The organism is Paenibacillus sp. FSL R7-0198, assembly GCF_038000415.1.
Taxonomy (GTDB): Bacteria; Bacillota; Bacilli; order Paenibacillales; family Paenibacillaceae; genus Paenibacillus.
This window is the reverse complement of sequence record NZ_JBBOCB010000001.1, coordinates 1,744,635-1,770,169: the sequence shown is the minus strand read 5'-3', so window position 1 is coordinate 1,770,169 and position 25,535 is coordinate 1,744,635. Positions and strand designations below refer to the sequence as shown.

The following is a 25,535-nucleotide window of genomic DNA, read 5'->3' as shown; positions in this document are numbered from 1 at the left end:
ACACGGGTTTACCGTAATATGAGGAGATCGTACATAATGCATGACACACAGATTGAAGATTGGTTGAAACTCGCAGGTGGCAAGGAGAACATCAAGCTTGTAGAACATGATAAGGGCACAACAACGCTGGTAATAAAGGACAGTACTCAATTGAACATGTCTATTCTTGCTTCCTCAGATGTCGTGGCAGATATTCGGATAACGGGTGAGCAGTGCCATCTGGCAATAAGAGATGAATCTTCACTTATCTACAATACGTTACTGGGTATGGACGCTTGGGAATCGACAACGACAGCGTTGCAGGAAGAAGGACACACGAAGAAGAACAGATTCTCGATCTTACATTTTGTATCCGATGTGTTCAGGCCCTTGATGCCTGCAATTCTCGGAGCCGCTGTTATTAAAATTATAATCGCCATTATTGCGTTAATGGATACGTACAGTTCTGCGGATTCTTCTGTATTGATGGACAGCCAGACCTTTACGATCTTCAGGATCATTGGAGACGGTGTATTTTATGTACTGCCTATATTGGTAGCAATCAGCACAGCGTATCGGTTGAAGAGCAACATCTATGTTGCTGCATCGATTGGCGGACTCATGTTTTATCCGGAGATGACGATGCTGATGTCAGGGGAAAAAGAGGTGCATTTCCTGGGTTTGCCACTGGTGTCCCAGCCTGCTTTTTACTCTACGCCCATCTGGGTCATTCTAACGATCTGTGTAGCCGCCTTCTTGGAAAGAGTTGTTGAACGATGTAGTCCAAAATTTTCCAAAGGGATGGTTGCTCCATTCCTGACGTTACTGATTCTTGTTCCGCTAGTATTGATGATTCTTGGTCCAGTCGGCACCTGGATTGATGAACATCTGCCGGAGGCATTGGATACACTAGTAACTAATGCTCCAGTGGTGTCGGTGATGTTACTGGGAGCGGTCTTCTCACTGATGTTAATTACGGGATTACACTACTGGATAATTGCCATCATCATTAATGAAATGGTTATGAATGGTGGTTCTATGGTGATTGCTGCCATGTTAGTGGCGATTGTAGGACAAGCAGGGGCTGCGCTTGCAAACGCTTTGCATTCGAAAGAGCCAGCATCCAGAAGACTTGCTTTCTGGGCAACGGGAACAGCCCTCCTTGGAGTTGTAGAGCCTGCATTGTATGCGGTCAACATGAGAAAAAGATCCTCTTTCTACGCTGCATTGCTGGGTGGAGCTGCGGGTGGACTGTATTTAGGACTGTTATCTGTCAAGGCATTTTCTATGGTGGGGAATCCGAGCTTGGTCAGCCTCCCTCTCTTCATCGAAGAGGGTAGCCTGAATCTGTTACACACATGCATTGGTGTGGTTATTGCTTTCGGTGTCTCAGGTGGACTGACGTATTGGATGGCAAGAAAAGGACAGAAACGGGGACAGGGGTCACCGAAGGCCAGCATTGAGTAATACGTAAAACGTACTTTTGAAAAAGTAGTGTTAAAGTTGTAAGAAAGAGCCTATACCTGATGGTACGGGCTCTTTTGAGTTTTATCTGAATAATACAAGTATGAAATGCTCAGTAGCTGTCCACCATTTTATTCAAGCCATAGCTTGTTGGTTATGGAGTTGTCATGTATTTTGATATAGTGAAACCTATAAATCTGGATTACTAATCCCTTTGAAAGGATAACCTATGTCTGACAACATGGAATGGATTGCTCAATGGAAGTCAACGAATGCACTAAGCAACGCATGGATAACAAAAGGCGAGCTGCATCACTTTCCCAGTCACACCTTGATATTTATCATTGATGGAAAAGCGATCTGGAATATAAATGGACACCGAGTTCACGTCTCCTATGGTGAATTAATTGCGCTTGAAGAGAACTCTGTAATGGAGGTCATTGAAGGTGGCAACCTGGATCTGGCAGGCTGGCATGTTCAGTTCGATACATATTCGGTGCTGCATGATCGACGGGAAGCTGAGAAGTTTGAATGGCGGTTACCGTCAGGAGAGGCGTATCAGAAAGTGCAACTGTCCGGTGGAGGTCTGGCAAGTATCATTCAGCATTGGAGTGAAGTACATACACAGGATCAGAGTGCAGAAAGGGTTGGCCATCAGCATTTGTTATATGAGTTGTTAAGTAATCTATATCGGAAACAGCCGGATAACGAGTTGAAGCCAGAACACGGTATACTTCGCTCCATTGACTACATGCAGCAGCATTATGATCAGGTCATTACACGTACACAGTTAGCTCAGATTGCCGGAATCAGTCCATGGCATTACTCCCGCAAATTTAGCGAGCGATATGGTAAGCCACCTCTGGATTATCTGGCACACTACCGAATCTACCGTGCGCAGGAAGAATTGATATTAACAGCTGCAACCTCACAGGATATTGCCAAAAAGACTGGATTTGAAGATGCTCATTATTTTAGCCGACGCTTCAAACAACTGACTGGCGTATCACCTAAGATATATAGGCAGACGATGACGCAGCGCAAGATCGTATCACTTTCTCCAATCTGTGCAGAAATTATGATTCATCTGGGTGTCATCCCCCATGCCGTAGTGGTCACCCCGATCCTGTTGTCCCCACATCATCATGAACAATTTACAGCGTATGGAGTAGAGATGCTGGAGGTAACACAGTATGAGGTGGAGATAGAACTTGTTCGACAAATTCAACCGGAGATGTTGATAGGAAGCGTATTGACGGAAGAGGTCAAAAGGGAGCTGCGCACAATTGCACCGATTCTAACTGGACTTCATCAAGATGTAGAACCAATGCTCGATCAATTGGCAGTCTGGTTTCTTAAAGAAGAAGAAGCTTATAGACTGCATCAGCAGATGAAACACGAAGTCAGCGTAGCTAAGCAACAGTTGCAACCCATCATCCAATCCGCGGCCACAGTCATGTTGCTAAGGGTAGAAGCGTTTGGTTATCGATATCTGGGTGGGCATTCACACGGGGTATCACACTTGTTATATGAACAGCTTGGATTAACACTGCCGCAAGCACTGGATTCAGGTACAGCCTGGTTTAATCCTTGTTCGCTTGAACTACTGACACAAGCCAATCCCGATTATGTGTTTGTGGAGAAGCGGATCATGCAGCACTTCAGCGCTGAAGAGAATATGAGGAAACTATGGGAGAGTCCGCAATGGAACGAGCTGAAGGCTGTGAAAAATAATCGGGTATTTTACGTAGATACTCACCTGTGGGTAGACGGTCACGGAATTACGGGTCACACTCTGATTCTAAATCAGATCGTTCGCCATCTTACGGAACCTTTTCATGAGAGAGCACAATAATCCAACCGAATACGCACGATATGCTATGGAAGCAACACTTCTTATTTGATACTATTTGATAATAATTATCATTATCAATGTACATAAGGGGCGAAGTATATCATGTCACGAAGATTTAAAGGGTTAGCCATCATGCTGTTGGTGATCAGTATGATGCTGGCGGCATGTTCCGGTGGAACTACTGAAGGGAACGCTACAGCTGGAACAGCAGGTACTCCAACTGAAGGAGCAACGAATACAACAGAAGAAACAGCGACTGAAAGTGGGACTAAGGTGGTGAAGGATCAGTTTGGAGAAGTAACGATTCCAACTCATCCTCAAAATCTGGTTGTGTTTGATTCGATCTATGCCGAGTATCTGATTGAAATGGGTGTTACACCTCAAATCGTTTTGTTAACTCCAGAAGTTGAAGCGGAATATCGCCCTGATTATTTGAAAGAACATGGAGTCCAGATCATTGAAGTTGAGCAATATCAATATAATTATGAGCAGTTGCTTGCGTTGTCACCGGATATGATCCTTGCAGCTGGCGAAGGTATGGAACAGGGCGTATATGATGAATTGTCCAAAATTGCTCCTACGGTGGCACTGGATGCCAACAGTGAAATGAAACGTGCTATGCCAAAGCTGGCTGCCATATTTGACAAGACCGAAGAATCTGCCAAAGTATTGGCTGAATTTGATGAGAAAGCCTCACAAGCGAAAGAGAAAATTGCGGCAGCCCTGGGAGACAAGACCGTATTGGTTCTCCGGGTAGAGCACAATCGTTACCGTTTCATGGGTCCCAAAGGAGGAAGCAGCAGTGTTTTCTTCTATGATATCCTGGGTCTGAATAGCCCTGAAGCGATCAAAGACTCTACAGATTGGTTTAGCCAGTTCTCACTGGAGTTTTTGCCTGAGATGAATCCAGATTATATTTTTCTGGAAGATAGAACCCTCGTAGGTTATGACACGAAGAAATCCATGGAAGATCTGAAAGCAAGCCAGGTGTGGTCGAATCTGGAGGCTGTGAAGAATGATCATGTCTTCCCGTTGAAGACAAGCCAATTCGTATCCGGTGTGGGTCCGATTGGATCTGTAAAATTGATGGACTATGTTGTTGAAAAGTTGGTGCCTTAAATGACAACGGAGACACAATTAGACATCTACGATATTACGATCATTGGTGGTGGGCCTGCTGGCATGTATGCCTCATTTTATAGTGGTATGAGAGCCATGCGTACCAAGATCATCGAAGCCAAGCAGGAACTGGGTGGATTCATGCGTACGTACCCGGAGAAGCTGATCTGGGATGTGGGCGGGATTGATCCGATTCGCTGTGAGAAGCTGATTGAATCGCTGGAGAGACAGGCGAGAACGTTCGATCCAACGATTGTATTTGGGCAGGAAATAGCCGAGCTTGAACGACGTGAGGATGGTGTATTTGTACTCATTTCCAAAACAGGCGAACGTCATTACACACGTACCATCCTGTTATGTGCGGGCAGAGGCATGACCCAGGTGCAAAAGCTGGATGTCGAGGGTGCCAATCGGTATGAGCTGACAAATCTGCACTATACCGTAACTGATCTATACCGATTTGCCGGGAAGCGTGTTCTGATCTCAGGCGGCGGCGATTCCGCAGTCGACTGGGCGAATGAAATAGGCAAGATCGCAAGTGAAGTTACAGTAGCACACAGACGTCATGAATTTACCGGACATGAGTCGCCTGTTGCTCAGATGAAAGCTCAAGCCAACGTCATGACGCCATATACTATCTCTCGCTTATACGGTAAAGGTGATAAAATCGATCGTGTCGAGTTGGCCCATGTAGAAACCGATGAGATCACACATGTCGAAGTGGATGAAGTTGTTGTAAGCCATGGGTATGATCGTGATTTTGGTAACCTCGTGCAATGGGGGCTAGCGCGTGAAGACTACGGCGTATCTGTTGATCAGCGCATGCGTACCAACATTCCAGGCATATTCGGAGCAGGTGACTTTATCACTTATGGAAGCAAAGTCAGGCTGATCGCAGGTGCTTTTAACGATGCGGTGCTCGCCGTCAACAGCGCCAAGACGTATCTGGAACCTGCTGCTTCCGATATGGCAGGTGTATCCTCTCACAATGCCCGGTTCTATGAGAAAAACAAAGCACTATTGTAAAATAAGAAGAACCTGTGCGAAAGGGATAAGCATAGCAAAAGCCAGTCAAACATCGAGAATATCTCGTGTTCGACTGGCTTTTTTATCTGCATTTTATATTGAAAATGGGTCTATACATTCATGTTATAGACTGGATTCATAGACCAATTTTCTCATTATGGGCACTAAAATTTTCTAATTTATAGTTAATAGTCTATGCCCCTTGTGATGGATACACATAGTATGGGGAGAAATATCACGGAGGTGAGTTCATTGTTAAATCGTCATGGAAAACGCATTTGTAGACGTAAATTTAAACAAAGCATGCATTGTCGTGTTAAGGTTAAGGTGGTAAAGGTTAGACCTAAGGTTGTTGTTAATGCACCGCAAGGCGCTCAAGGAACTTCTGGACCAATAGGACCGATAGGTCCAAAAGGGGCAACTGGCGCTCAAGGGATACCGGGACCACAAGGACCGATAGGTCTCAGAGGAGCGACCGGTGCTCAAGGGATACCGGGACCACAAGGACTGCAAGGGATTCCGGGTATACAAGGGCCAGTCGGGCCAGCAGGCGCGCTCGGAGCAGTGGGTCCAGTAGGTCCAGTGGGTCCAGTAGGCCCAGCAGGAGCAACAGGTCCGGCCGGTCCAGTTGGGGCTGGAATATCCGATTTCCTAAGTGTTTTCCGAGCAGATCCTGGCACAGGCACAGACACAGTACCTGGCAACTCACCAATAACTTTAACCGGGGTTTTGGCTAATGTTGGAGGTGCATTCACTTTTGTGCCGCCGTCCTCCACGATAACAATCAATGAAACAGGAAGTTACTTGATCTCTTTTAGCATTCATAATCAGGGCAATGCGGATTTCAACCTCACGGTAAATGGAACGCCCATAACACCTGTGCCATTCACAGGTAATGGAGGTGGACCTATATCTGCTGAAGTTATTGTTACGGTTACAACGGTTCCGACGACGATCCAGCTGGTAAATGCGAATGCAACTCCTGCACAGTTGCATAACAATCTAAATACCACTGTGACCATTCTAAAACTGACTCCTTAATTCGGATTCTCAATATAGTCTATGTCAGCATAAAAATAAAAGTTTATGTGTTTTATCCAGTCAATAAGTCTATTTATTCAAAAAGATAGTCTGATTTATCGGGGGCTTGAGAGTGGCGGGACGATGACATTAAAGGGCATCGCCGCTACTCTCTCCGTTTTCGAAGCTAAGCTCCCCAAGTCTGGGTAAAAGAATCACGGTGCTAGTAGCTACCGAAGGTATGGGGGCACTAAGATTACGACCGTCTTTATGTTCAAGCTGGACAAGATACTTAAGCAAGTGGATAGTTACTTTTTAGCTCTGCATAAGGACGGATACGATTTTTTCATCCAAATTGATGAGGATGGCTATTCGGATGGAATGTTTGAAGAGTATGTCTTTGGTTATGGGGCACTGTACTTGCTTGCCAATTCAGTGAATGTAGATGGACAGATCCCATCGCCGGATTTTGGCAGTACTCGTAGATTGAAAATAAAACCAACATAAGTTGTCCATGTTGTTGATTAACATCTGGGGAATAAACAGATCCATACTTAGCTATCGGTTATCCCACAAAAGGCTGTTTATTTGCTGATTGAAAGAGCTTTCATTTCATCCGTATACTAAAGGTGTTAACAGGTTGGGTGTCAGAATGAGGCATTCATCGTAATAGGAAAGGATGATATGAAATGGGCAGATTAACTGGAAAAGTTGCAATTATAACCGGTGCCGCAAGTGGAATGGGATTGGCAGGTATTCAATTATTTGCAAAAGAAGGAGCCAAGGTAGTGGCTACCGATGTGGCAGTCGAGGCTTTGGAGGAACAGGTTAAACAGATCGTAGCCGATGGCGGGGAAGCTATCGCGTTAAAGCTGGATGTGTCCAGCCCAGAGTCCTGGAACACTGTTGTGGAAGAAACCGTATCGAAATACGGCAAAATAGATATTCTGGTCAACAATGCCGGAATTCATATGGCCAAAGGCATTTTGGAAGCTGAGCTAGAGGATTGGGACAAAGTTATGTCTATTAATGGAACAGGTGTATGGCTCGGCATGAAAGCAGTCATTCCTTATATGCAGAAGAATGGACAAGGTTCCATCGTTAATACCTCTTCCATTGCAGCAATCATTGGTGGAATCGCGGATGCTCAGGGCGCGGCTTATAGTGCTTCCAAGGGATCTGTACGTTCATTGACAAAACACGGTGCACAATGGTTCGCCAAAGATAATATCCGTGTGAACTCCGTACACCCGGGTGCTGTGTTTACGGGTATGGTGGAGAAAGCAGGCATCAAATCCCAGGTGGAGATGGGGGAGAATTACAAAAATCTTGCTCCACTGCCTCCACATGCTGGTGAATCTATGGATATTGCTTACGCCTACCTGTTTTTGGCATCTGATGAATCCAAATTCATTACAGGTGTTGAGTTGCCTGTAGATGGTGGATGGATCAGCAACTAATTAAAATAAACGTTTTGACATATTAAAGAGGTACTGTCTCTCAAGCTTCAAGGGAGACAGTACCTCTTTTTAACAACAGATCCCACTACTGAGTTATGGCGTAACGTTATCTTGATGGACTCGTTGCAGAATGGAGATTAGACCGATAGATCTCTTGGGATCGGTTCATGCGAGTGAATTCCAGCAGTTGTTCGGCCATATAGGAAGCGCTGTATTTGAAGTTGCTTTGCACCCAACCCGTAATTAAACCAAGAACGGCATTAGCCTGATAACAGGCGAGAAGTTCTTTATCCAACCGTGGATCAGGCGACAGATCGGTCACATCCTCCAGATACAAGTTCTTAAGTGTTATATAGAGTGTATCCCTGAAATCCAGTAGCACGTTTGAATGAACCAATAATGTATAGAAGGAGGCATGAGCCAGCACATGGTCGAAAATTTGAATTGCTGAGGCGTTAAGGTCCTTAATATCGAAATCTCGGAAATGCTGATAGGGTGCTCGATAGGCTAATTTTAAATCGTCAATCACGTCATTTAACAATTCATCAAACAGGTCTTCTTTGTATACATAATGCTTGTAAAATGTGCTGCGGTTCAAATCGGCGGATTTGACAATATCGGTGATGGTTATACTGGCCAATGGCTTACGGGACATCCATTCCAGAAGGGCTGACTTCAGAGCATGTTTGGATTTGTGTACTCTTCGATCGGTGTCAGATACAGATGGAGACTTAAACATATACACAACCTCCCTTACTTATCAATGATACAGTGCACAGGCAGCAGATTACGCTTACTACAATACAAAAATGTGAATATATGGTGACTTTGGTGTCGTAAACTGTCCGTATCACTGTGTTCTACCTTATAATAAACCAAAACGGACGAGGAGATGGACTCCAGATGAAAAAACAAATATGGATCATTGCAGGTATTGCAGCTGTGATTGTAATCGGAACCTATCTGTTTGCAAGTAATACGGGCAAGGAAGAGGCGGGTACAGCCAATGCGCCCAACATCCGAAAATTGGTGGAAGATATCAGCACAGGAAAAGAGACACCCGAATCTGCCTCCATCAATGCCAAACAGTTAATCGTAACCGATCAAGATAAAAAGACCACTACATACGATTTGCCTGAAAATGAATTTTTCCTTTCCATTGCACCCTATGTGGATCAGACCCATCCCTGTGCAATTCATAGCTTGACCGGTTGTCAGGGGGAAATGAGCAATAAGGAATTCAGTGTTACCATTCACGATTCTCAAGGCAACACTTTTATGAAAGATGAAGTGATGAAGTCTGGTGCAAACGGATTTATGGATTTTTGGGTGCCTAGAGACAGAATCTATCTGATTCGTATTGTTCGAGATGGAAAGGTTGCGGAAACGCAATTGTCTACATACGAAAATGATAATACATGCATCACTACGATGCAGTTGAGTTAATGCAAACAGCAAACAGTAGAAGGAAAGGATGGCTTTTGAGCTCTCCCTTTCCTTTTTTATTTCATAAAAGAAAGGGAATAAGGTACTTTCCATTGACAAAAATCCATTCCTACGGCATAATCCAATAGTGATAATGATAATTGTTATCATATAAATACATATTAACAGGGGAGAATAGAGATATGAAAAAAGGGTTGAATGGACTGTTGATTATGCTGGCCTTTGTGCTGGTTTTGGCGGGCTGTGGTAAAACCACGACTACAACAGATACAAGTCAAGGTAGTGGCTCGGGTAGTGCTCCGGCTGAAGAGACAGCAGGTCCTGTTACTGTGAAGCATAAACGTGGAGAGCTTAAGCTGGACAAGCCAGCAGAACGTGTCGTTACGCTTGAATGGACATATACGGAAGATGTTGTTGCCCTGGGTGTTCAACCAGTAGGTAACGCAGATAACGCTAACTATAAAGTGTGGGTAACATCCGAAGCAGCACTGGATGACAGTGTAACGGATATCGGAACACGCAGTGAACCAAATCTGGAAGCTATTGCTGCATTGAAGCCAGATCTGATCATTGCTAATGCAGATAATAACACGGCGGTCTACGATCAGCTTAACGCGATTGCGCCAACGATTGAATATGATCCGTATGATGGTGACGGCTATGATTATGACAAGATGACAGAGATCTTTAATAACATTGCAACAGCTCTCGGTAAAGAAGACAAAGCAAAAGAAGTTCTGAGTAATCTCGATCAGCACTATGTAGAAGCCAAAGAAAAACTGGCTGCTGCGGGGAAAGAAAACTTTAACTTTGCACTGACACAAGCGTTCACATATCAAAATGCAGTCAGCCTGCGTATGTTTACCGATAACTCGGTTGTGATTGGTACTTTGGACAAAATCGGACTGGTTAACGATTGGCAGCCGGACAAAGTTGAAAACTATGGCTTCTCTACAGTAGGCATTGAATCCTTAACCGATGTGAAGGACAGTAACTTCATTTATATTACACAACCAGACGATGACGTCTTTGGCACAGCCATGAAAGATAACTCGGTTTGGAACGGACTGAACTTTGTGAAGGAAAAACGCACATATCAACTCGATAGCACAACATGGACATTTGGTGGACCCATCTCCTCCAAAGTATTGGTTGATGGGGTAGTCGAGGCGATTACCAAATGAGTTCGGTTCAAGGATCTAAGCCAGCTATGAATTGGCGCACAATAAGCATATATGGGGGCGGTCTAACCGCTCTCATCGTGCTTTTTTTTGTAAGTCTGTGTTATGGAGAAGCATCCATTCCATTGCATGTCGTTTGGGACGCTCTTACAGGCAGACAGGATTCATTAGAGCACAATATGGTCTGGGACTTGCGCATGCCGCGTACAGTGATCGGTATTCTTGCGGGTGGCGCACTGGCTGTTGCGGGCGCTTTGCTGCAAACGATTACTCGTAATCCACTGGCTGCTTCAGATACGCTGGGCATTAATGCGGGAGCATACTTTGTGGTGGTGCTGGGAGCTATCGCTTTTCCAAGTCTATTAAGTCAGTCGCCTTTTCTTTTCGCAGCCCTAGGTGGTTTGCTGGCAGCATTTGCGGCTTATTTCATGGGCGGCGGACGAACATCAAGCCCGGTTCGACTTGCGTTGTCCGGTATGATTGTATCGATGGTCCTTGGTTCATTTACGAGTGCATTACATATTTTTTTCTCCATGGAGACACAAGGGTTGTTCCTTTGGGGTTCAGGAACACTTGTCCAGAATGACTGGAGTGGTGTGTTTTATGCTTTGCCTTGGGTGGTTGGTATTACCCTTCTCGCATTAATCCTGTCCAGACAGTGGGATATGCTGGAGTTGGATGAATCAACGGCCTCTTCCTTGGGACAAAAGGTTGCATTGGCTCGTGCAGGAGGGTTAATCCTCGCTGTATTGCTGGCCGCCGTGATTGTCAGTGTAATTGGACCGATTGGTTTTGTGGGATTGGTTGCACCTCATCTGGTTCGATTGAGTGGTGTACGTTCTAATCGATTACTTTTACCCGGTGTGTTCATATGGGGCGCAGCGCTCCTGGTTGGAGCAGATGTCCTCGCTAAGATGGTGCATAACTCCAGCATGGAACTGCCAACGGGTGCCGTTATGGCGATCATTGGTGCACCGTGGCTCATCTGGCTTGTTCTTACACGTATGAAGGCTGCAAACGGATCAGGCATGTCAACTTCAATGAGCACAGGAGGAGCTGCGCGTCGCTTTGCATTTGGCCCGATGGCTGTATTATTCTCAGTCATAACGGTCGTGCTTATCTTGCTCAGTACGATGTTTGGTGGTATGCGAATTCCGCTGGCCGATTGGTTACCAAGTCTGTTCCAATCGGATGGACTGTTCTCCGCGCTGATTCAGCTTCGGATTCCGCGTACTCTTGTTGCCGCAGGTGCAGGAGCTGCACTGGCAATCAGCGGTGTGCTCATTCAGATGGCGGTACGTAACCCGCTGGCAGATGCTTCAATTGTTGGTGTGTCCTCAGGTGCAGGGCTTGGAGCAATGATGGTCATCATCTTATGGCCGGGTCTTCCGATATACTTGCTGCCAATTGCGGCAATTATCGGTGCAGCCATTGCTGCAGTGGTTGTGTTCTCCCTCGCCTGGAAGAAAGGACTGAACCCTTCGGCGGTTGTGTTGCTGGGGATCGCGATGTCTGCCATTGCTGGAGCAGGTATTCAGATTCTGATTGTCCGTGGTGCGGTATACGGTAGCAGCGGATATATCTGGCTGACAGGAAGCACCTATGCTCGTACCTGGGAACAGGTGAGGGTTATCGGATTATTTTTAGTTATTCTGGTACCGGTGGCTTGGTGGCTGGCACGCAGATTCGAACTGCTGGTATTTGACGACAACAGTGCATCCGGGCTTGGTCTCGGAGTACGTCGCACACGATTATTGGCCATGACAGTTGGTGTATTACTTGCAGCAGGTGCGGTTGCTTGTGTAGGAACCGTTGGTTTTATCGGGCTGATTGCACCACATATGGTACGGCTACTGACGGGGAATAAGTTAAGACGATCCATGTTCCTATCCGCATTAGCGGGTGCAGTCATGCTGGTGCTCGCCGATACTATCGGCAGAACCGTCATGGCACCGACAGAGATTCCATCAGGCATACTCATTGCGATCATCGGAACACCGTACTTCCTGTATCTGATGTATCGTTCTAATTGGCGCAAGTCTGTATAAATCGTTGAAACAAAAAGCCTGCTCCCCGAGCAGGCTTCTTGCTATCACGTGGTACCATTCAGCTGCGATCTTAAATCACCCAATGAATGTTTAGTCCTCTGAAAATGAAAAAAATCCCCTTCACGTCTACGAGAAGTAGAGATCACGTTTTCAAACGTGAAACTCTTACTCCCTGTGGACCTTGAGGGGATTTTTGCTTGAGCACATTCGAATCGTACTCCCGTTAGCTGGATTTCAGAATCCCGCTGTCATCGACGGATTGTACGGCTTGCTGCAATATTTCATTATCCTGAACAAGCGCGAAGCGCACATACCCTTCACCTGAAGGAGCAAAGGCACTGCCTGGGGTTGCAATGACACCCGCATGTGTGACCAGATCCATGGCAAATTGCTCTGAGCTGTCGTAGTGCGCCGGAATCCGGCTCCAGACGAACATCGTTGCTTCAGGTTTGGCAATCGGCCAACCGAGATTGCTGAAGCCCTCACAGAGGATGTCTCTACGCTGTTCATAAATAGCTCTGACCCGTTCAACCTCGGATTGATCACCGGTAATGGCTGCAATTGCTGCTTTTTGAATCGGAAGGAACATCCCGTAATCCATATTGGATTTTAGCTTTTTCAGCATGGAGACCATGGTTGTATTGCCCACACAGAAGCCGATTCGCGCTCCGGCCAGTCCGTACGTTTTTGACAGGGAATTGAACTCCACACCGACGTCCATGGCGCCAGGGAATGCAAGGAAGCTTCCACATGACTTTCCGTCAAATACGAGTTCACTGTACGCATTATCGTGGAGCACGATAATATCATACTTCTTGGCAAAGGCAATCAGGTCAAGATAGAACTGATCCGGTGCCATCGCGGTTGTTGGATTGTTGGGATAGGAGACCAGCATGAATTTCGCTCGATGAGCGATATCTTCCGGTATATCCTGAAGCTGAATAACATACCCGTTTTCTTCTTTTTGCGGCATATAATACAGTTCTGCACCTGCCAGTAACGGCCCATCCGCGAAGACGGGATAGCAGGGGTCAGGGACCAGCACCAGATCACCTTCATCGACAATGGAGAGGGATATATGTGCCAGCCCTTCCTGTGAACCGAGCAAGGAACAGATCTGTGTTGCCGGGTCTAACTCGACCTGATAGCGTTGCTTGTACCAATCGCTTGCAGCTTGCAGCAACTCACTCTGATCATTCACTGCATATATATAATTAGCCGGATCAGCTGCGGCCTCACATAGTGCAGTTATAATATGCTGCGCAGGTGGGATATTCGGCGTACCCACACTGAGATCAATAACCGGCAGTCCGTTCTCCAGTCTGCGGCGCTTGATCTCCAGCAACCGGGTGAAAATTCCTTCGTTGAAATGATCCATTCGTTTAGCAAAGTTCATGATGATGATTCAGCCTCCAATCCTCTTCGTACGCATATTCATTAATAATAAATGGACAGCGACTAAAAGAGAAGAGCAGAGGAAAGCTTGTGGATCATGACTTTACTTTAAACTGACTTAGTTCCTCTTGCAGTTTGCCAGATAGCTGGTTCAACTGTTTTGACAGATCCGCTACCTGTTCGATACTATCCAGCTGCTCCTGCGTGCTGGCGCTTACTTCTTCCGTCGATGCCGAGTTCTCCTCTGTGGTGGAAGAGATAATCTCCAGTGCCTGGAATATCTCATCTTTGTGTTTGTGTACATTGGCGGTATTAGTGGTAATCTGCATCATACGTTGCTGCAGATCTTTCAGGTCTTGGTTAATACTGAAGAATACATGTTTGGTATCTTCTACGGATTTGGCATTCTCCTCCGCAATCTTCATACCGCGCATGGTATGTTCAACCGATAGGGTCGTTTTCTCTTCAATAACATTCACCTTTTTGTTGATTTCCTCTGTTGCCTGAGCCGTCTGTTCTGCAAGTTTGCGGACCTCTTCGGCAACGACGGCAAATCCTCTTCCATGTTCGCCAGCACGTGCAGCTTCAATGGAGGCATTCAGTGCGAGCAGGTTCGTCTGAGAGGCAATCTGTTTGACTGTATCCACAAAACTGGATATTTCATTCCGACTCAGGTCAATCTCCTGGATAATAGATGACATTGCTTGGGTGGACTGATGGTTTTCCTCGGACCATTTCGATAATTGTTCCACGACCGCCAGTCCTTGGCTGCTCTGATCAGCAGATGTCTGCACGACCGTTCCCATAGCCTGCGCATCGGTAGCAATTTCATCGATTTGGCTGGATAAAGAGCCTGTTTTGCGTAAAATATTTTCCGTTTCGATGGACTGATAATTCGTTGCATTGGCAATTTCGTTAATGGCTGTTGATGTATCATTCATAGTCACAGCTGTTCGAGAGGAGATGGCTTGCAGATCATTCGACGACTGGTTCAGGATTTGCGCCGAGCTGCCGACCATTTGCAGCATGACCTGAATTTTCTGCACCATGGAATTCAAGCCTGTAGCGATCTGTCCAATTTCATTATTAGATTTGATATCCAGTTGGACAGTCAGGTCACCTTGTTCAATCTGTTTAATCTTAGCCAGCAGCTGTGGTATGGAGCGTAACAGACGGCGAAGGGTAATGTAACAGATAATCACAAGCAGAAGGGTGGCTGCAGCAAAGCCGCCAAGCGTAATCCACGTGAATGTTTTTAATTCCGCGAGAACTTCTTCTTCGGATATGGTCAGACCAACGGACCATCCCGTATCCTTGCTGGTAGCGTAGCCGATATATCGACGTTCCCCATTGTCGTTCATAAGCTGTACGCCGTTTTCACCGGCAAGCATTTTCTTGCCGATGTCCCCCATGTCCCCCGTGCTGTCCAGGATGTTCTCCTTCAATACCTTCTCTTGATCTGGATGGTACAGAATTTCCCCGCTCTTGGACAGCAACATGGAATAGCCCGTGCTTCCAAGGGAATAACTCTCCATAATCGCCGGAATATCCTTGAATGCAATATCCGCTGCGGCAAAGCCGATCGTGGTGTTGTTTTCGTCTTTGATCGGATAAAAGATACCCATGAGTACATCGCCTGCTGCAATATCAATGTACGGATCGGAGAAATAAAGTCCGTCTGCGTCGGTAACTGGCTTGTAGTAAGGACGTGACTGGATATCAAAGTCCGGTGCAGATACGACACCATCATTTTGAATCCAAAAGCCTTTTCCATCCAGACCCGCGACCCAGGCATCGGCAAACGAAGGCTCTGCCTTAACGATAGCGGCGAGTGTCGCCTGTGTTTCCGCAGCGTAGGTAGAACTTGCCGCATCCGCAGCAGATGCTGTTGTTTCTATGTATTGCTGAAATAATGTGTTGGTGGACATTTGCTTGACCAGCGCACCTTTTTCCTTGAATAGTGCATCAAATTCACTAACAATGGCTTGTGTCTTGGTCTGGAGCATGGATTCCTGCTGTTTCACCAGAATGTTTCGTGTACTTGCAAACATAAATGTTCCCAGCACGGCAAAGACAACTACGATAATGACGAGCAGCACAATGGACAACGTATTTGCCATACTGGATGTCCGTGCTCCCTTTTTCCCCCACTTGTTCAACATGTTCGACATATTCCATCTCCCCAGATGAGTAATAAAAAGCTCAAAACGCCTAAGTTATATGTCGGCATATTCTATAGTTTTCTGTAGATTTCTGTCGAATAATCCTGAAAGCAACGGGAAGGAAAGGGCTGAGAAAATGAAAGGGGGGAAAGAGGATAGGTATAAAAAAACAGGGTCCAGTGGTGGTTCATCCAGGTAATGTTGTTTATAATGGAATGAATTGGAACCATAGGCGTGGAAAAAGGGGGATTATCTGTGAATAAGACATGGCATGCTTCGATACAGGGGGTTCCATGGAATGCCGAAAAGATGCACCAGGCGGTGCATCTGTTGCGACGCAGAGCAACGGTTCATTTTCGCGTTGGCGCGGATACATACGAGGAACTTGCCGAGCTAGATGCTAAAGTGTTCTTTGCCCGGCCGGATCTGATCCTGCACATATCACATATGGACCCTAAAGGGGTATATTCGTCGGGATTTTTAGGGCGACTGGCACAGTTGAAACATGTGTCTGCCTTACAGCTTGATCTTTCGCAGGCACAGGATTTGACGATTCTGGGTGCCATGGAGCAAATGCAGTTTCTAAGATTGAATTCACCTGCAAAGGCAACCCGGCTCGATTTTATTGAACACTACAGACAATTAACCTTTCTTGAACTGCGTGGCAAATTCAACGGATTGGCTTCCATTGCAGCATGCCTCCAACTGCACACGCTCATTCTGAACTGCACGGTCGAAAGTGTTGATGTGTTAGCAGAATTGCCTATGCTTCAGTATCTGTCCCTGGATCAATGTGAGTTAAAAGGGGGACTGGATGTATTGACACAGTCGACCATCTCGATGTTGAAGCTAAGCTCTGTTCGCAAGATGACGAGTATTCAGGGACTCGAACAGATGCGCGGGTTGGAATATCTGCATCTGTCGTTGCCCAAGCTGGAGCAGTTATGCGACTTTTCCCATCTCACCTCTCTCAGACAGCTCGAACTGGACTATATGAAATCGTTGCGAGATACCACACATCTATGGACAGCCCGTGCTTTGGAGTCCATTGAACTGAAAGAGATGAATACGGCGCTCAAGGCGGATTCGTTTGCTGGACTAACCGGGATGGAGCAGTTGCGCCAAATCGATTTTCGTTTTATTGATGTTAATAAAGGACGGATTGCAGCTATGCGTGATCAGCTGGCCAAGGCAGGAAAATCCCATTTGTTATATGAAAATATCCCTGAACATGAACGCATGAATTCCATAGGTATTGCACACTTGTCGCAAGTATTAATGTAAACGAGCTTTTGTCCAGCATATATACAGAACGAACTTAGGTGAACGGACCGATTGAGGCGGGCAGATGTCTTGTTATCTAGGTGTTTGTATCCGTTAATGCGGGTATGTTGATCTCTTTCACGCAGGCCGCTTTGGACAAGCTGATAATACATCGAACGATGGCGACCATATCCTGTAGGGGAATACGGGTCCCGTCATACTCGGCGAGTGCACGTTCCATTCCGTCTTCATACGGAATTTCTGCCGCCAGTTCTCCCGGATTGATACATGTCACCGCGATCCGGTCATCTCTCGTATGTTCTCTTAGAGCTTCCGTGATACCCCGTATGGCAAATTTGGAGGCGACAAAAGAAACCTGGCTGCTGCCTGCATTGCTCAAACCGGCTGTTGAACCGATCAGGATGATCTTCCCTGCTTCAGATTGGCGGAGCTGAGGCAGTAAAGCCTGTATACATACAATCGTAGAAGTCACATTCACATGGATCAGCTGACTAATATCTGCGGGTTCATCCTTATCAAACGTGTAGTGCTCTTCAAATCCTTCCTTTTCCCAGATTCCCACGTTATAAATAAGCACATCCAACGTCTCGCCTTGAAGTTGGCTGGCAACTTGCTCCGCGGCCTGAAGCTCGGAAAGATCAGCTTGAATCCATATTCGCTCGACGCCATCCTCCACGGACAGACTTTCCGGCTTGCTGCGGGAGACCACCCAAACTTTATCGCCGGACTGTGGCACGCCTCGGACGAATGCATCGCCCAATCCTTTACTTGCACCGAAGACAATTATATTTTTCACATGAAACCCTCCTTACAGATTAGAAATGATTAAGTATTTACATTAATCTATATCTTACTATAGAGGTGATATATGGAACATGAAGTTTACATGAGTTATGCTTCATCCTTATCAAGATTCGGGATTTTTGAAGTTAAAAGGTGAAGCTCTTCATAAGAAATGTACTGAAAGGACCTGGCTCCACACATGGTGAAGTCCAGGTCCTGATCAATAAACGAAAAATTAATAACCGAATAAAACTACATTTATTCTACGCGGAAATAATCGAAATCTGCATATCCTCCGGTAGACTTCGTTGCATAATTGAATAGTGCAAACCGGTATCCCATAAAGTGTGGCAGGGTGTAAGACATTTGAAGTGTATTGCCAATGGTTGTCCAGTTGCTGCCATTCAGGCTATAAGCAAAGTAGGCTTTGTCGGTCTGGTTCGTAAAATTACAGATGAGGCGGAGATAGATTCTGTTCTGGTTTAATGGCACAGTTGCTACTTCAGTCATGATGCCAGAACTGGCATTAGCCATAACGATGGATTTGGTGCTGCCCGTCATTTTTACCCCGACAAAACCATATTTGGCCTGAAAAGCAGCGAGTCCAGCATAATCACCATCCTTCATGCCTGCTGTATCCAAAGCGGTCATCCCTGTGCTTTTTGGACCAAAGGTTCGTTGTGTCAGCGTGTTGCGGGCTTCTAACAGGTTTTTGCTGAGTTTGCCTGCGGTTAACCGCATGAAACCGGGCCGCTGGAGTAGGGACCAGTTGGCAGCATCAGGGTTATGATTCCACTGCCAGAAAGTAGCGAGACTGGATGTACCGGAAGATGAATTGCTCGTCAAGGAGACGTCATCCACATAAAACGCCATCAGATCATTGGTCGGGTCCGGATTCGAGTTATACGGTGTTTCCACAAAAATAAAGCTTTGGGACAGGTCTGCATTTGACGGAACGGTATACGTACCTTGAATGGTACCCCACTGTCCGCGGGTTAACGTCGCACTGCCCATAATGGTAATTCCGGTATAACTTGCACCGTTTTGGATGCTAAGATTGAACGTTTTGGTTGCAGGACCAGTAGTGTATTTGATCTTTGCCGAAAAAGAGTATGTTCCTCCTGGTACCAGCTTGCCTGTAACCATCTGTTTGGCTCCGCCTGCTGTCTGCTGTCTGCCGCTGACGAGCAGACTTTTTGTACCGCTGAACGCTTCGGCATTTGTTACGGTGATGTTCGCCGTATTATTGCTGGTCCACGGCTGAATGTTACTTTCCTCAAAGCCGCCGTTCACTAACAGTTGCGTTACTGAGGGTGTGCCTGATGTGGTTGCGTTGAACTCATCCGACCCGTAGATTTTGGCAGCAGGCTGACCTTCAACGGGCATATTCATGGTAAGGGGAACCTTGCCGTTCACCCCAAACACAGGCCAGTTATCCGACCACGTCACTGGAACGAGATAGGGGATGCGTCCAATGGCCCCGCTATCACGAAACAGCAAGCCGTACCAAGCGCCGGATGCGGTATCCACGATGCCTCCTTGGGCGATTCCCGAGTCTCTGAGTACAACTTTACCTGTATATGGACCAGTCAATGTGTTTGCACGATAGGCAAGCTGAATGCGACCATCACCTGAAGGCCAGGCAATCAGGAACACATAGTACATGCCATTGATCTTCTGAATGTGTGCTCCTTCTGCCTTTACAATCATGTTGGAGCCGGCAACACTGCTTGCGTTTGGAATCAGGACCTGATTGAGCCCGCCGGATTTAACGGCCTTGGCATCAGGTGTGAGCTCAACGATACTGATGTTATCACTGCCATGAACAAGAAAGGTTCGATTCCCGTCAAACAAAAGGGAAGGGTCATGGTAATAACTGTTCAATGTGTAAGGTGTCCATGGTCCTGTTTCAATATTGCTGGTTTGGTAAATATACGTCTTGCCCGTGGAAAGTGAGCCAAAGGCCACATAATATATACCGTTGTTGTACCGCAAGCTGCTTGCCCAGGAACCACGTCCGTACTCGTTTTGTCCATTGTTCAGATTCTGTATGTCCCCGTTCCCAAGCGTATCGTATACATAGTTTACGATGCTCCAGTTGACCAGATCATAAGACTTCATGATGGGTACTCCCGGATTCATATGCATCGTTGTGCTTGTCATATAAAATGCATTGCCCACCCGAATGACGTCACTGTCAGGAACATCCGCGTAAATAACCGGATTGCTGAACGTTGCGGCTGAAGCTGCCGGACTTGTCAAAGGGAATGATGTTATAAGCAAAGGAAGAGCGAGTAGAAGAGTACTGATTTTTTTCCACATATTCTATCCTCCCAATTGATCATGTCCTATGAATTAAAGCGAGTACTCCAGATAATCAATGTAAGCATCCCAGGTGCCATTATCCGTTGTTACGACCAGCTTGATTTCCTGATTGCCTGTAGCGTGAGTGATGCCGGTGAGGGTTTGAACGGTCGGCTCCGTTCCAGTGAAGTAGAAAGAACCAGCGGTTACACCCCCAATGACCAGATTAACACGAGCTGTATTATTGTTGTTGGAAGCGCCGCGAACAGAGAATTGATGGGTTGGGAATGCAAAATATTGATTGTATGCTGCATAATCATTGTTCCCGTAAAGAGCGACTCCATTAAAAGGGGAACTGATTACGCCAGCGTATTGGCCGCCAAGCGTCATATTCTCGGCTTCGTAACGAGTAACGTTTGGATTGGGATTAGGATTAGGATTTGGGTTAGGGTTGCCGCCCGAACCGGATGTGAATTGCCAGTAGTCCAGTTTGAACAGATTTCCATTGCCCGAGCCTGTAAACACCAGATACAAACGATGTACCCCTGTAGCATTGGTAACATTGGTCTCCATCTCGCGCCAAGTCTGCGAACCACCAGTTGAGCTTACGTTAAGTGTTCCAACTAGTGGGCCTGTCGGACTGTCCAGTCGAACCTCGATGTTGCCATTTCCAGTAGAAGCGACATTGGCCTTGAACTTGGAGGCTCCAGCTGAGCCAAAATCAACATTGCCGACCGCGATCCAATCCCCGTTATGAATGTTAGTGACATTCTGATTGGCTACAGGGCCACCGCTCGCTTGACTTGGTTCAGTGTTAATTCCTGCTTGCCAGCCAATGGTTTCTGCTTCCACGCGGACATACGGGTTGAGGTTAGTAGTCTGAGGTACACCTGTCATATTCCCCTGAACTTCCTGGATTGTTCCATCCGCATTATGTGTCAGTTTGTTGATATGTGTGGAACGGTACCCTTTACCATCACCGAGGAATGCCTTGCTTACCGTTTGCGCATGGTACGCCACATACCATTCGTTGTTGAATTGGAACACGGCATGGTGGTTATTGCCGCCTACACCGAAGAATGTGCCAGGATTTTTCAGAAAGTGTCCTTTATACGTGAAAGGCCCCATCGGACTGTCGCTGACCATGTATCCGATCTCACCTTTTGGATATGCAGTGGGATGTGTTCCCGCGAAGTTGATACAGTAGGAATAATAATATTTGCCGTTATACTTGTGGATGCCGGAATCTTCGAACATATAAGGAGAATCAATAGTCACAGCACTGCCCACCACACTGGTCATGTCGGCACCGAGACGAATGACCCGAGCTGTTTTGGGATTGGCAATGGAAGCAGCGTTGGTATCGTTTGGAATGCCGCCTCCAGCATACAAGTAAGCAGAACCATCATCATCGACAAGTACAGCCGGATCAAAGAGCCAGGTTACGCCGGACATACCCGGTGTTCCGTGTGTCAGGAGGGCACGTCCGAGCGGGTCGGACCACGGTCCAATGGGGGAATCCGCCGTGAGTACGCCAATACCTCCACCTGAGTTGGAAAAATACAGGAAAAACTTTTCTTTGCCAGCAATGGTTTTCTTCGCCATGGCAGGAGCCCAGGACTGAGTAGCCCATTTGGCAATCCCTTGTCCATTATTGGCATTATTCGCACCTGCTACAGGGATGGAACCATGGTCTGTCCAGTTCACCATGTCAGCTGAAGAGATGACGTTAATTTTCCCAATCGTGCTGTACTGGTTCTCTCGGACAGAGCCGTCGCTGTTGTACAGATATGCATCACCTGTCATATAGACATAGACCCGATTGTTATGGACGAGCACATAAGGATCGGCTCCCAGTTTATGATCGATGAGGGGATTAGAGTTTCCAGGAAGTTTGGCAACGGCTGCATTGGCTGCATGGCTGGATTCAACGGGCAGGGTGACAAAGATTAGCAGACACGACAACAACAAAACTAGCGGTTTACGAATCATACGTTTCGCCTCCATGAGATTGGATTAGTTGGTGAGCTGAAATTCAGAATAGCTGAGATGATGAAATGCCGAAAAAACGAAGAGATTTCCCTCATGTCACCCCCTTCTTGAAATAATGGTTAGGTTGGCTGTTAGGATAAGTCTTCATGTTGTCATATATGGTTTAAGCCAGACGACCTGTGCACCGGGTACGTGGTCACGGCAGCAAGGGGAGTGGCTATAACCCGAAGTAAGCCTGCATCTATGAGTGCGATTAGAAAAGCTATAATCTGTCAGGTTTCTTTTTGTAATCGCTTTCAATAAAATGGGTTAGAACACTGAAATTTGGCGAAGAAAGAAGTTTGGTCACATTTAAATGTAATTATTTTTCATATTTTCTTTTAAATGTTTATTAACTTGACGATATCATATCACAATTTTAAGATAATACAATCTTTTTCTATTTTTAGTAGAGAATGAAGAAGACCATTATTATTCTGTGTGTTTAACATTGGGCTTGATGGTAAAAATACTATCTCGTACTCTATAAAACTACACTTTCAAGCATAGCTTTGCCCGGCCAACAATTAGATACGAGAAAAAGACGTCTTAAGCTGCGACCGTTTCCCTGGAATCTACCGGGGGAACGGTCATTTCGTTATTTTCTGAAATCGATCCTGGTTACATAACAAAATCTACTCTTACTTGCTGACCAACTTTGACATTGCATAATTTCTTCTCTTTGTTGTACAGATTCCAATTTTTGTATAGCTAAAGCCCTGTGCGTAAAGGGTTGTTAAGTGATAATGGTGGATTGCCCCCTGTGTTTTGTCCACACCGTTGATTGAGTGTTTGAATATTACTATCGAGTGAGCTTATGCCAAATACTGCTAGACTCAGAGGTTCATAAAGGTGGGATGGGAAAATGGCTATTTTGTCAACTGGGCCGATTGAAAACAATCTGGTTTCCGGGGTTAGACCGACCCAACAGGTAACGATTAGATTGGTAAGTCGGGCTGAGGTGGATTCTGTAACAGTATCCATTCAGGGGTATGTGCTAAGCACAACAAGAACGCTGTATGTGAGTGAAGTAATCAGTATTGCCCCTAATGAAGCAGCGACCAGAAATTATTTTGCAGATTTAGATGCTTTTGAGTTTGTTTTTGGAACAGATGTGGAAGGCGTGGAGGAAGTAGAGATTTCAGTGTGGGGCAAACAAGCCTCTGGACAATTGGTTGATGCACACCGAGTGGTACAGCACGAAAAAACAGTTAATGACATCTAGCAGATCAAAATCCCCAAAAGAGGAGATGTAGCGATGAGCTTTTTATCAACAGGGCCGATTGAAAATAATGCTGTTAGCGGTGTAAGACCGACTCAGACCGTTACTGTCAGAATTGATAACCGTAGTAATGCCACAGCTTCAACCGTACAGATACAAGGGTATTACATGGAAAGTGGAATAAGAGTACTGTACGTCAGTGAGTCTTTTGACATCGTACCCAATCAAGTAATAACCAACAACTATTATGCTAATTTTGATGCCTTCGAGTTTACTTTTTCAACACCAGCGACGGTTAATGATCCTGTTCAAGTATCAGTATGGGGTAAGAGCAGCACAGGCGCATTGGTAACTGCCCATCGTTTGGTTTCTTCCGAATTGCTGGGTGAAACCCCAAGCATCAACGGAGCTACAGGCGCGACCGGGGCTACGGGAGCGACAGGCACACCAGGGACAGCTGGAGTGACAGGTGCAACAGGCGCACAAGGTACAGCGGGAGCAACAGGAGCGACGGGTACGCCAGGTACAACCGGAGTAACGGGAGCGACAGGTACAGCGGGTACAACCGGAGTAACCGGGGCGACAGGTACAGCGGGCACAACCGGAGTAACCGGGGCGACAGGTACAGCGGGCACAACCGGAGCAACGGGAGCCACAGGCACAACAGGTGCAACCGGAGTAACGGGAGCGACAGGTACAGCGGGCACAACCGGAGTAACGGGAGCGACAGGTACAGCAGGTACAACCGGAGTAACAGGAGCGACAGGTACAGCGGGTACAACCGGAGTAACAGGAGCGACAGGTACAGCGGGTACAACCGGAGTAACCGGGGCGACAGGTACAGCGGGTACAACCGGAGTAACCGGGGCGACAGGTACAGCGGGCACAACCGGAGTAACAGGAGCGACAGGTACAGCGGGTACAACCGGAGTAACGGGAGCGACAGGTACAGCGGGCACAACCGGAGTAACGGGAGCGACAGGTACAGCGGGCACAACAGGAGCGACGGGAGCGACAGGCACAGCAGGTACAACCGGAGTAACGGGAGCGACAGGTACAGCAGGTACAACGGGTGTAACGGGAGCGACGGGTACAGCAGGTACAACCGGAGCAACCGGGGCTACGGGTGCGACAGGTTCTGGAACAATCATTCCTTATGCATCAGGACTTCCAGTTGTCTTGACTACAGTTTTGGGTGGACTTTTGAATACTTCCAGTTTAGTTGGTTTTGGCAATAGTGCTACCGGAGTAAGTGTTAACGGGGGGATTATTGATCTCACAGGCGCTGCAGGCACATTGCTTAACTTTGCTTTCTCGGCATCTCGTGCAGGAACGATTACTTCACTGGCCGCTTATTTCAGCACGACAGCTGGACTTAGTTTGGTTGGATCTACAGTAACCTTAACTGCACAATTATTCAGATCCACTACACCTAATAACTCCTTTACAGCTGTACCAGGTGCATTGGTAACCTTGGCTCCTCCACTGACCGGCATTTTGGCACTGGGCACAATATCCAGCGGAGTGACTACAGGACTGAGTATTCCAGTATCTGCAGGTGACCGCCTGCTTATGGTGTTCTCAGCATCAGTAACAGCCGGAATTGATGTGGCTACAACCGTAGCCGGATATGCAAGTGGCGGCCTTACCATCACTTAACGGAAATTTAGCTCTATAACAAGTTCATAAACAGGGACCCCTTGCGATCATGGTGAGTGGCCCCTGTTTATGTGTGTGCTTTTGTTTTTAAATTCTT

19 protein-coding genes are annotated in these 25,535 nt (G+C 46.6%); 13 read left to right on the top strand and 6 right to left on the bottom strand.

Features of this window, described 5'->3' with window-relative positions; genetic code table 11:
• The first annotated feature begins 36 nt into the window (after positions 1-36).
• From MKY87_RS07510 to MKY87_RS07480, 7 genes are all read left to right on the top strand, one after another.
• Positions 37-1,446: a PTS transporter subunit EIIC gene (locus MKY87_RS07510; protein WP_339789936.1), complete on the top strand. Its 1,410-nt coding sequence runs from the start codon at positions 37-39 to the stop codon at positions 1,444-1,446.
• A gap of 226 nt (positions 1,447-1,672) precedes the next feature.
• Positions 1,673-3,298, top strand: a complete 1,626-nt coding sequence (locus MKY87_RS07505; protein ID WP_339789938.1) for a helix-turn-helix domain-containing protein — start codon at positions 1,673-1,675, stop codon at positions 3,296-3,298.
• Between the two features lie 102 nt (positions 3,299-3,400).
• Positions 3,401-4,417, top strand: coding sequence for an ABC transporter substrate-binding protein (locus tag MKY87_RS07500; RefSeq protein WP_339789939.1), 1,017 nt, complete (start codon positions 3,401-3,403; stop codon positions 4,415-4,417).
• Positions 4,418-5,443, top strand: a complete 1,026-nt coding sequence (locus tag MKY87_RS07495) for an NAD(P)/FAD-dependent oxidoreductase (RefSeq protein ID WP_339789942.1) — start codon at positions 4,418-4,420, stop codon at positions 5,441-5,443. It begins immediately after the preceding gene.
• A 327-nt stretch (positions 5,444-5,770) separates the two neighbouring features.
• Positions 5,771-6,484, top strand: coding sequence for a collagen-like protein (locus MKY87_RS07490; RefSeq protein WP_340963632.1), 714 nt, complete (start codon positions 5,771-5,773; stop codon positions 6,482-6,484).
• Positions 6,485-6,733: 249 nt separating this feature from the next.
• Positions 6,734-6,970 carry a hypothetical protein gene (locus MKY87_RS07485; protein WP_091028144.1) on the top strand — a complete coding sequence of 79 codons (237 nt, stop codon included), beginning with the start codon at positions 6,734-6,736 and terminating at the stop codon, positions 6,968-6,970.
• A 182-nt stretch (positions 6,971-7,152) separates the two neighbouring features.
• Positions 7,153-7,923 carry an SDR family NAD(P)-dependent oxidoreductase gene (locus tag MKY87_RS07480; RefSeq protein WP_338588111.1) on the top strand — a complete coding sequence of 257 codons (771 nt, stop codon included), beginning with the start codon at positions 7,153-7,155 and terminating at the stop codon, positions 7,921-7,923.
• A gap of 106 nt (positions 7,924-8,029) precedes the next feature.
• Here the strand turns inward: MKY87_RS07480 and MKY87_RS07475 are convergent, their stop codons facing one another.
• Positions 8,030-8,662, bottom strand: coding sequence for a TetR/AcrR family transcriptional regulator (locus tag MKY87_RS07475; RefSeq protein WP_340963630.1), 633 nt, complete (start codon positions 8,660-8,662; stop codon positions 8,030-8,032).
• Between the two features lie 164 nt (positions 8,663-8,826).
• Between MKY87_RS07475 and MKY87_RS07470 the strand changes: the two genes are divergently transcribed.
• From MKY87_RS07470 to MKY87_RS07460, 3 genes are all read left to right on the top strand, one after another.
• Positions 8,827-9,369 (top strand): CueP family metal-binding protein, encoded by a 543-nt coding sequence (locus tag MKY87_RS07470; RefSeq protein ID WP_340963628.1) that lies wholly within the window; start codon positions 8,827-8,829, stop codon positions 9,367-9,369.
• A gap of 182 nt (positions 9,370-9,551) precedes the next feature.
• On the top strand, positions 9,552-10,553 hold the full coding sequence (locus tag MKY87_RS07465) for an ABC transporter substrate-binding protein (RefSeq protein WP_133385711.1): 1,002 nt from the start codon (positions 9,552-9,554) through the stop codon (positions 10,551-10,553).
• The gene (locus MKY87_RS07460; RefSeq protein WP_091028157.1) at positions 10,550-12,598 is read left to right on the top strand and encodes an iron ABC transporter permease; all 2,049 of its coding nucleotides are present in this window, start codon (positions 10,550-10,552) and stop codon (positions 12,596-12,598) included. Before MKY87_RS07465 ends, MKY87_RS07460 begins: the two co-directional genes overlap by 4 nt.
• 223 nt (positions 12,599-12,821) lie before the next feature.
• On the opposite strand, the gene MKY87_RS07455 is transcribed toward MKY87_RS07460, so the two are convergent.
• Complete coding sequence (locus tag MKY87_RS07455) at positions 12,822-13,994, bottom strand: aminotransferase class I/II-fold pyridoxal phosphate-dependent enzyme (RefSeq protein WP_340963625.1); 1,173 nt, start codon at positions 13,992-13,994, stop codon at positions 12,822-12,824.
• A 94-nt stretch (positions 13,995-14,088) separates the two neighbouring features.
• Positions 14,089-16,164 carry a methyl-accepting chemotaxis protein gene (locus MKY87_RS07450; RefSeq protein WP_340963622.1) on the bottom strand — a complete coding sequence of 692 codons (2,076 nt, stop codon included), beginning with the start codon at positions 16,162-16,164 and terminating at the stop codon, positions 14,089-14,091.
• 246 nt (positions 16,165-16,410) lie between these two features.
• On the opposite strand from MKY87_RS07450, the gene MKY87_RS07445 reads away from it, so the two are divergent.
• Complete coding sequence (locus MKY87_RS07445) at positions 16,411-17,439, top strand: hypothetical protein (protein WP_340963620.1); 1,029 nt, start codon at positions 16,411-16,413, stop codon at positions 17,437-17,439.
• Positions 17,440-17,515: 76 nt separating this feature from the next.
• Here MKY87_RS07445 and MKY87_RS07440 read toward each other — a convergent pair whose 3' ends face one another.
• From MKY87_RS07440 to MKY87_RS07430, 3 genes are all read right to left on the bottom strand, one after another.
• Positions 17,516-18,235 carry an SDR family oxidoreductase gene (locus MKY87_RS07440; RefSeq protein ID WP_339789956.1) on the bottom strand — a complete coding sequence of 240 codons (720 nt, stop codon included), beginning with the start codon at positions 18,233-18,235 and terminating at the stop codon, positions 17,516-17,518.
• A gap of 245 nt (positions 18,236-18,480) precedes the next feature.
• Positions 18,481-20,544, bottom strand: a complete 2,064-nt coding sequence (locus MKY87_RS07435; protein WP_340963617.1) for a beta-xylosidase family glycoside hydrolase — start codon at positions 20,542-20,544, stop codon at positions 18,481-18,483.
• Between the two features lie 33 nt (positions 20,545-20,577).
• A complete protein-coding gene (locus MKY87_RS07430; protein ID WP_340963614.1) occupies positions 20,578-22,518 on the bottom strand; it encodes a carbohydrate-binding protein in 1,941 nt (646 codons plus the stop codon).
• Positions 22,519-23,422: 904 nt separating this feature from the next.
• On the opposite strand from MKY87_RS07430, the gene MKY87_RS07425 reads away from it, so the two are divergent.
• Together MKY87_RS07425 and MKY87_RS07420 are read left to right on the top strand one after the other, a co-directional pair.
• Entirely contained in the window at positions 23,423-23,782 is a 360-nt protein-coding gene (locus tag MKY87_RS07425; protein WP_339789964.1) for a hypothetical protein, read from the top strand.
• 33 nt (positions 23,783-23,815) lie between these two features.
• Positions 23,816-25,438: an exosporium glycoprotein BclB-related protein gene (locus MKY87_RS07420; RefSeq protein ID WP_340963610.1), complete on the top strand. Its 1,623-nt coding sequence runs from the start codon at positions 23,816-23,818 to the stop codon at positions 25,436-25,438.
• The last annotated feature ends 97 nt before the right edge of the window (positions 25,439-25,535 follow it).

Excerpts from the sequence above, each read along its gene's own strand:
- MKY87_RS07450 (WP_340963622.1), bottom strand. The coding sequence starts at position 16,164 with ATGTCGAACATGTTGAACAAGTGGGGGAAAAAGGGAGCACGGACATCC.
- MKY87_RS07485 (WP_091028144.1), top strand. The coding sequence starts at position 6,734 with ATGTTCAAGCTGGACAAGATACTTAAGCAAGTGGATAGTTACTTTTTA.
- MKY87_RS07425 (WP_339789964.1), top strand. The coding sequence starts at position 23,423 with ATGGCTATTTTGTCAACTGGGCCGATTGAAAACAATCTGGTTTCCGGG.
- MKY87_RS07510 (WP_339789936.1), top strand. The coding sequence starts at position 37 with ATGCATGACACACAGATTGAAGATTGGTTGAAACTCGCAGGTGGCAAG.
- MKY87_RS07480 (WP_338588111.1), top strand. The coding sequence starts at position 7,153 with ATGGGCAGATTAACTGGAAAAGTTGCAATTATAACCGGTGCCGCAAGT.
- MKY87_RS07435 (WP_340963617.1), bottom strand. The coding sequence starts at position 20,544 with ATGTGGAAAAAAATCAGTACTCTTCTACTCGCTCTTCCTTTGCTTATA.
- MKY87_RS07470 (WP_340963628.1), top strand. The coding sequence starts at position 8,827 with ATGAAAAAACAAATATGGATCATTGCAGGTATTGCAGCTGTGATTGTA.
- MKY87_RS07420 (WP_340963610.1), top strand. The coding sequence starts at position 23,816 with ATGAGCTTTTTATCAACAGGGCCGATTGAAAATAATGCTGTTAGCGGT.
- MKY87_RS07465 (WP_133385711.1), top strand. The coding sequence starts at position 9,552 with ATGAAAAAAGGGTTGAATGGACTGTTGATTATGCTGGCCTTTGTGCTG.
- MKY87_RS07495 (WP_339789942.1), top strand. The coding sequence starts at position 4,418 with ATGACAACGGAGACACAATTAGACATCTACGATATTACGATCATTGGT.
- MKY87_RS07460 (WP_091028157.1), top strand. The coding sequence starts at position 10,550 with ATGAGTTCGGTTCAAGGATCTAAGCCAGCTATGAATTGGCGCACAATA.
- MKY87_RS07430 (WP_340963614.1), bottom strand. The coding sequence starts at position 22,518 with ATGATTCGTAAACCGCTAGTTTTGTTGTTGTCGTGTCTGCTAATCTTT.
- MKY87_RS07455 (WP_340963625.1), bottom strand. The coding sequence starts at position 13,994 with ATGAACTTTGCTAAACGAATGGATCATTTCAACGAAGGAATTTTCACC.
- MKY87_RS07475 (WP_340963630.1), bottom strand. The coding sequence starts at position 8,662 with ATGTTTAAGTCTCCATCTGTATCTGACACCGATCGAAGAGTACACAAA.
- MKY87_RS07505 (WP_339789938.1), top strand. The coding sequence starts at position 1,673 with ATGTCTGACAACATGGAATGGATTGCTCAATGGAAGTCAACGAATGCA.
- MKY87_RS07500 (WP_339789939.1), top strand. The coding sequence starts at position 3,401 with ATGTCACGAAGATTTAAAGGGTTAGCCATCATGCTGTTGGTGATCAGT.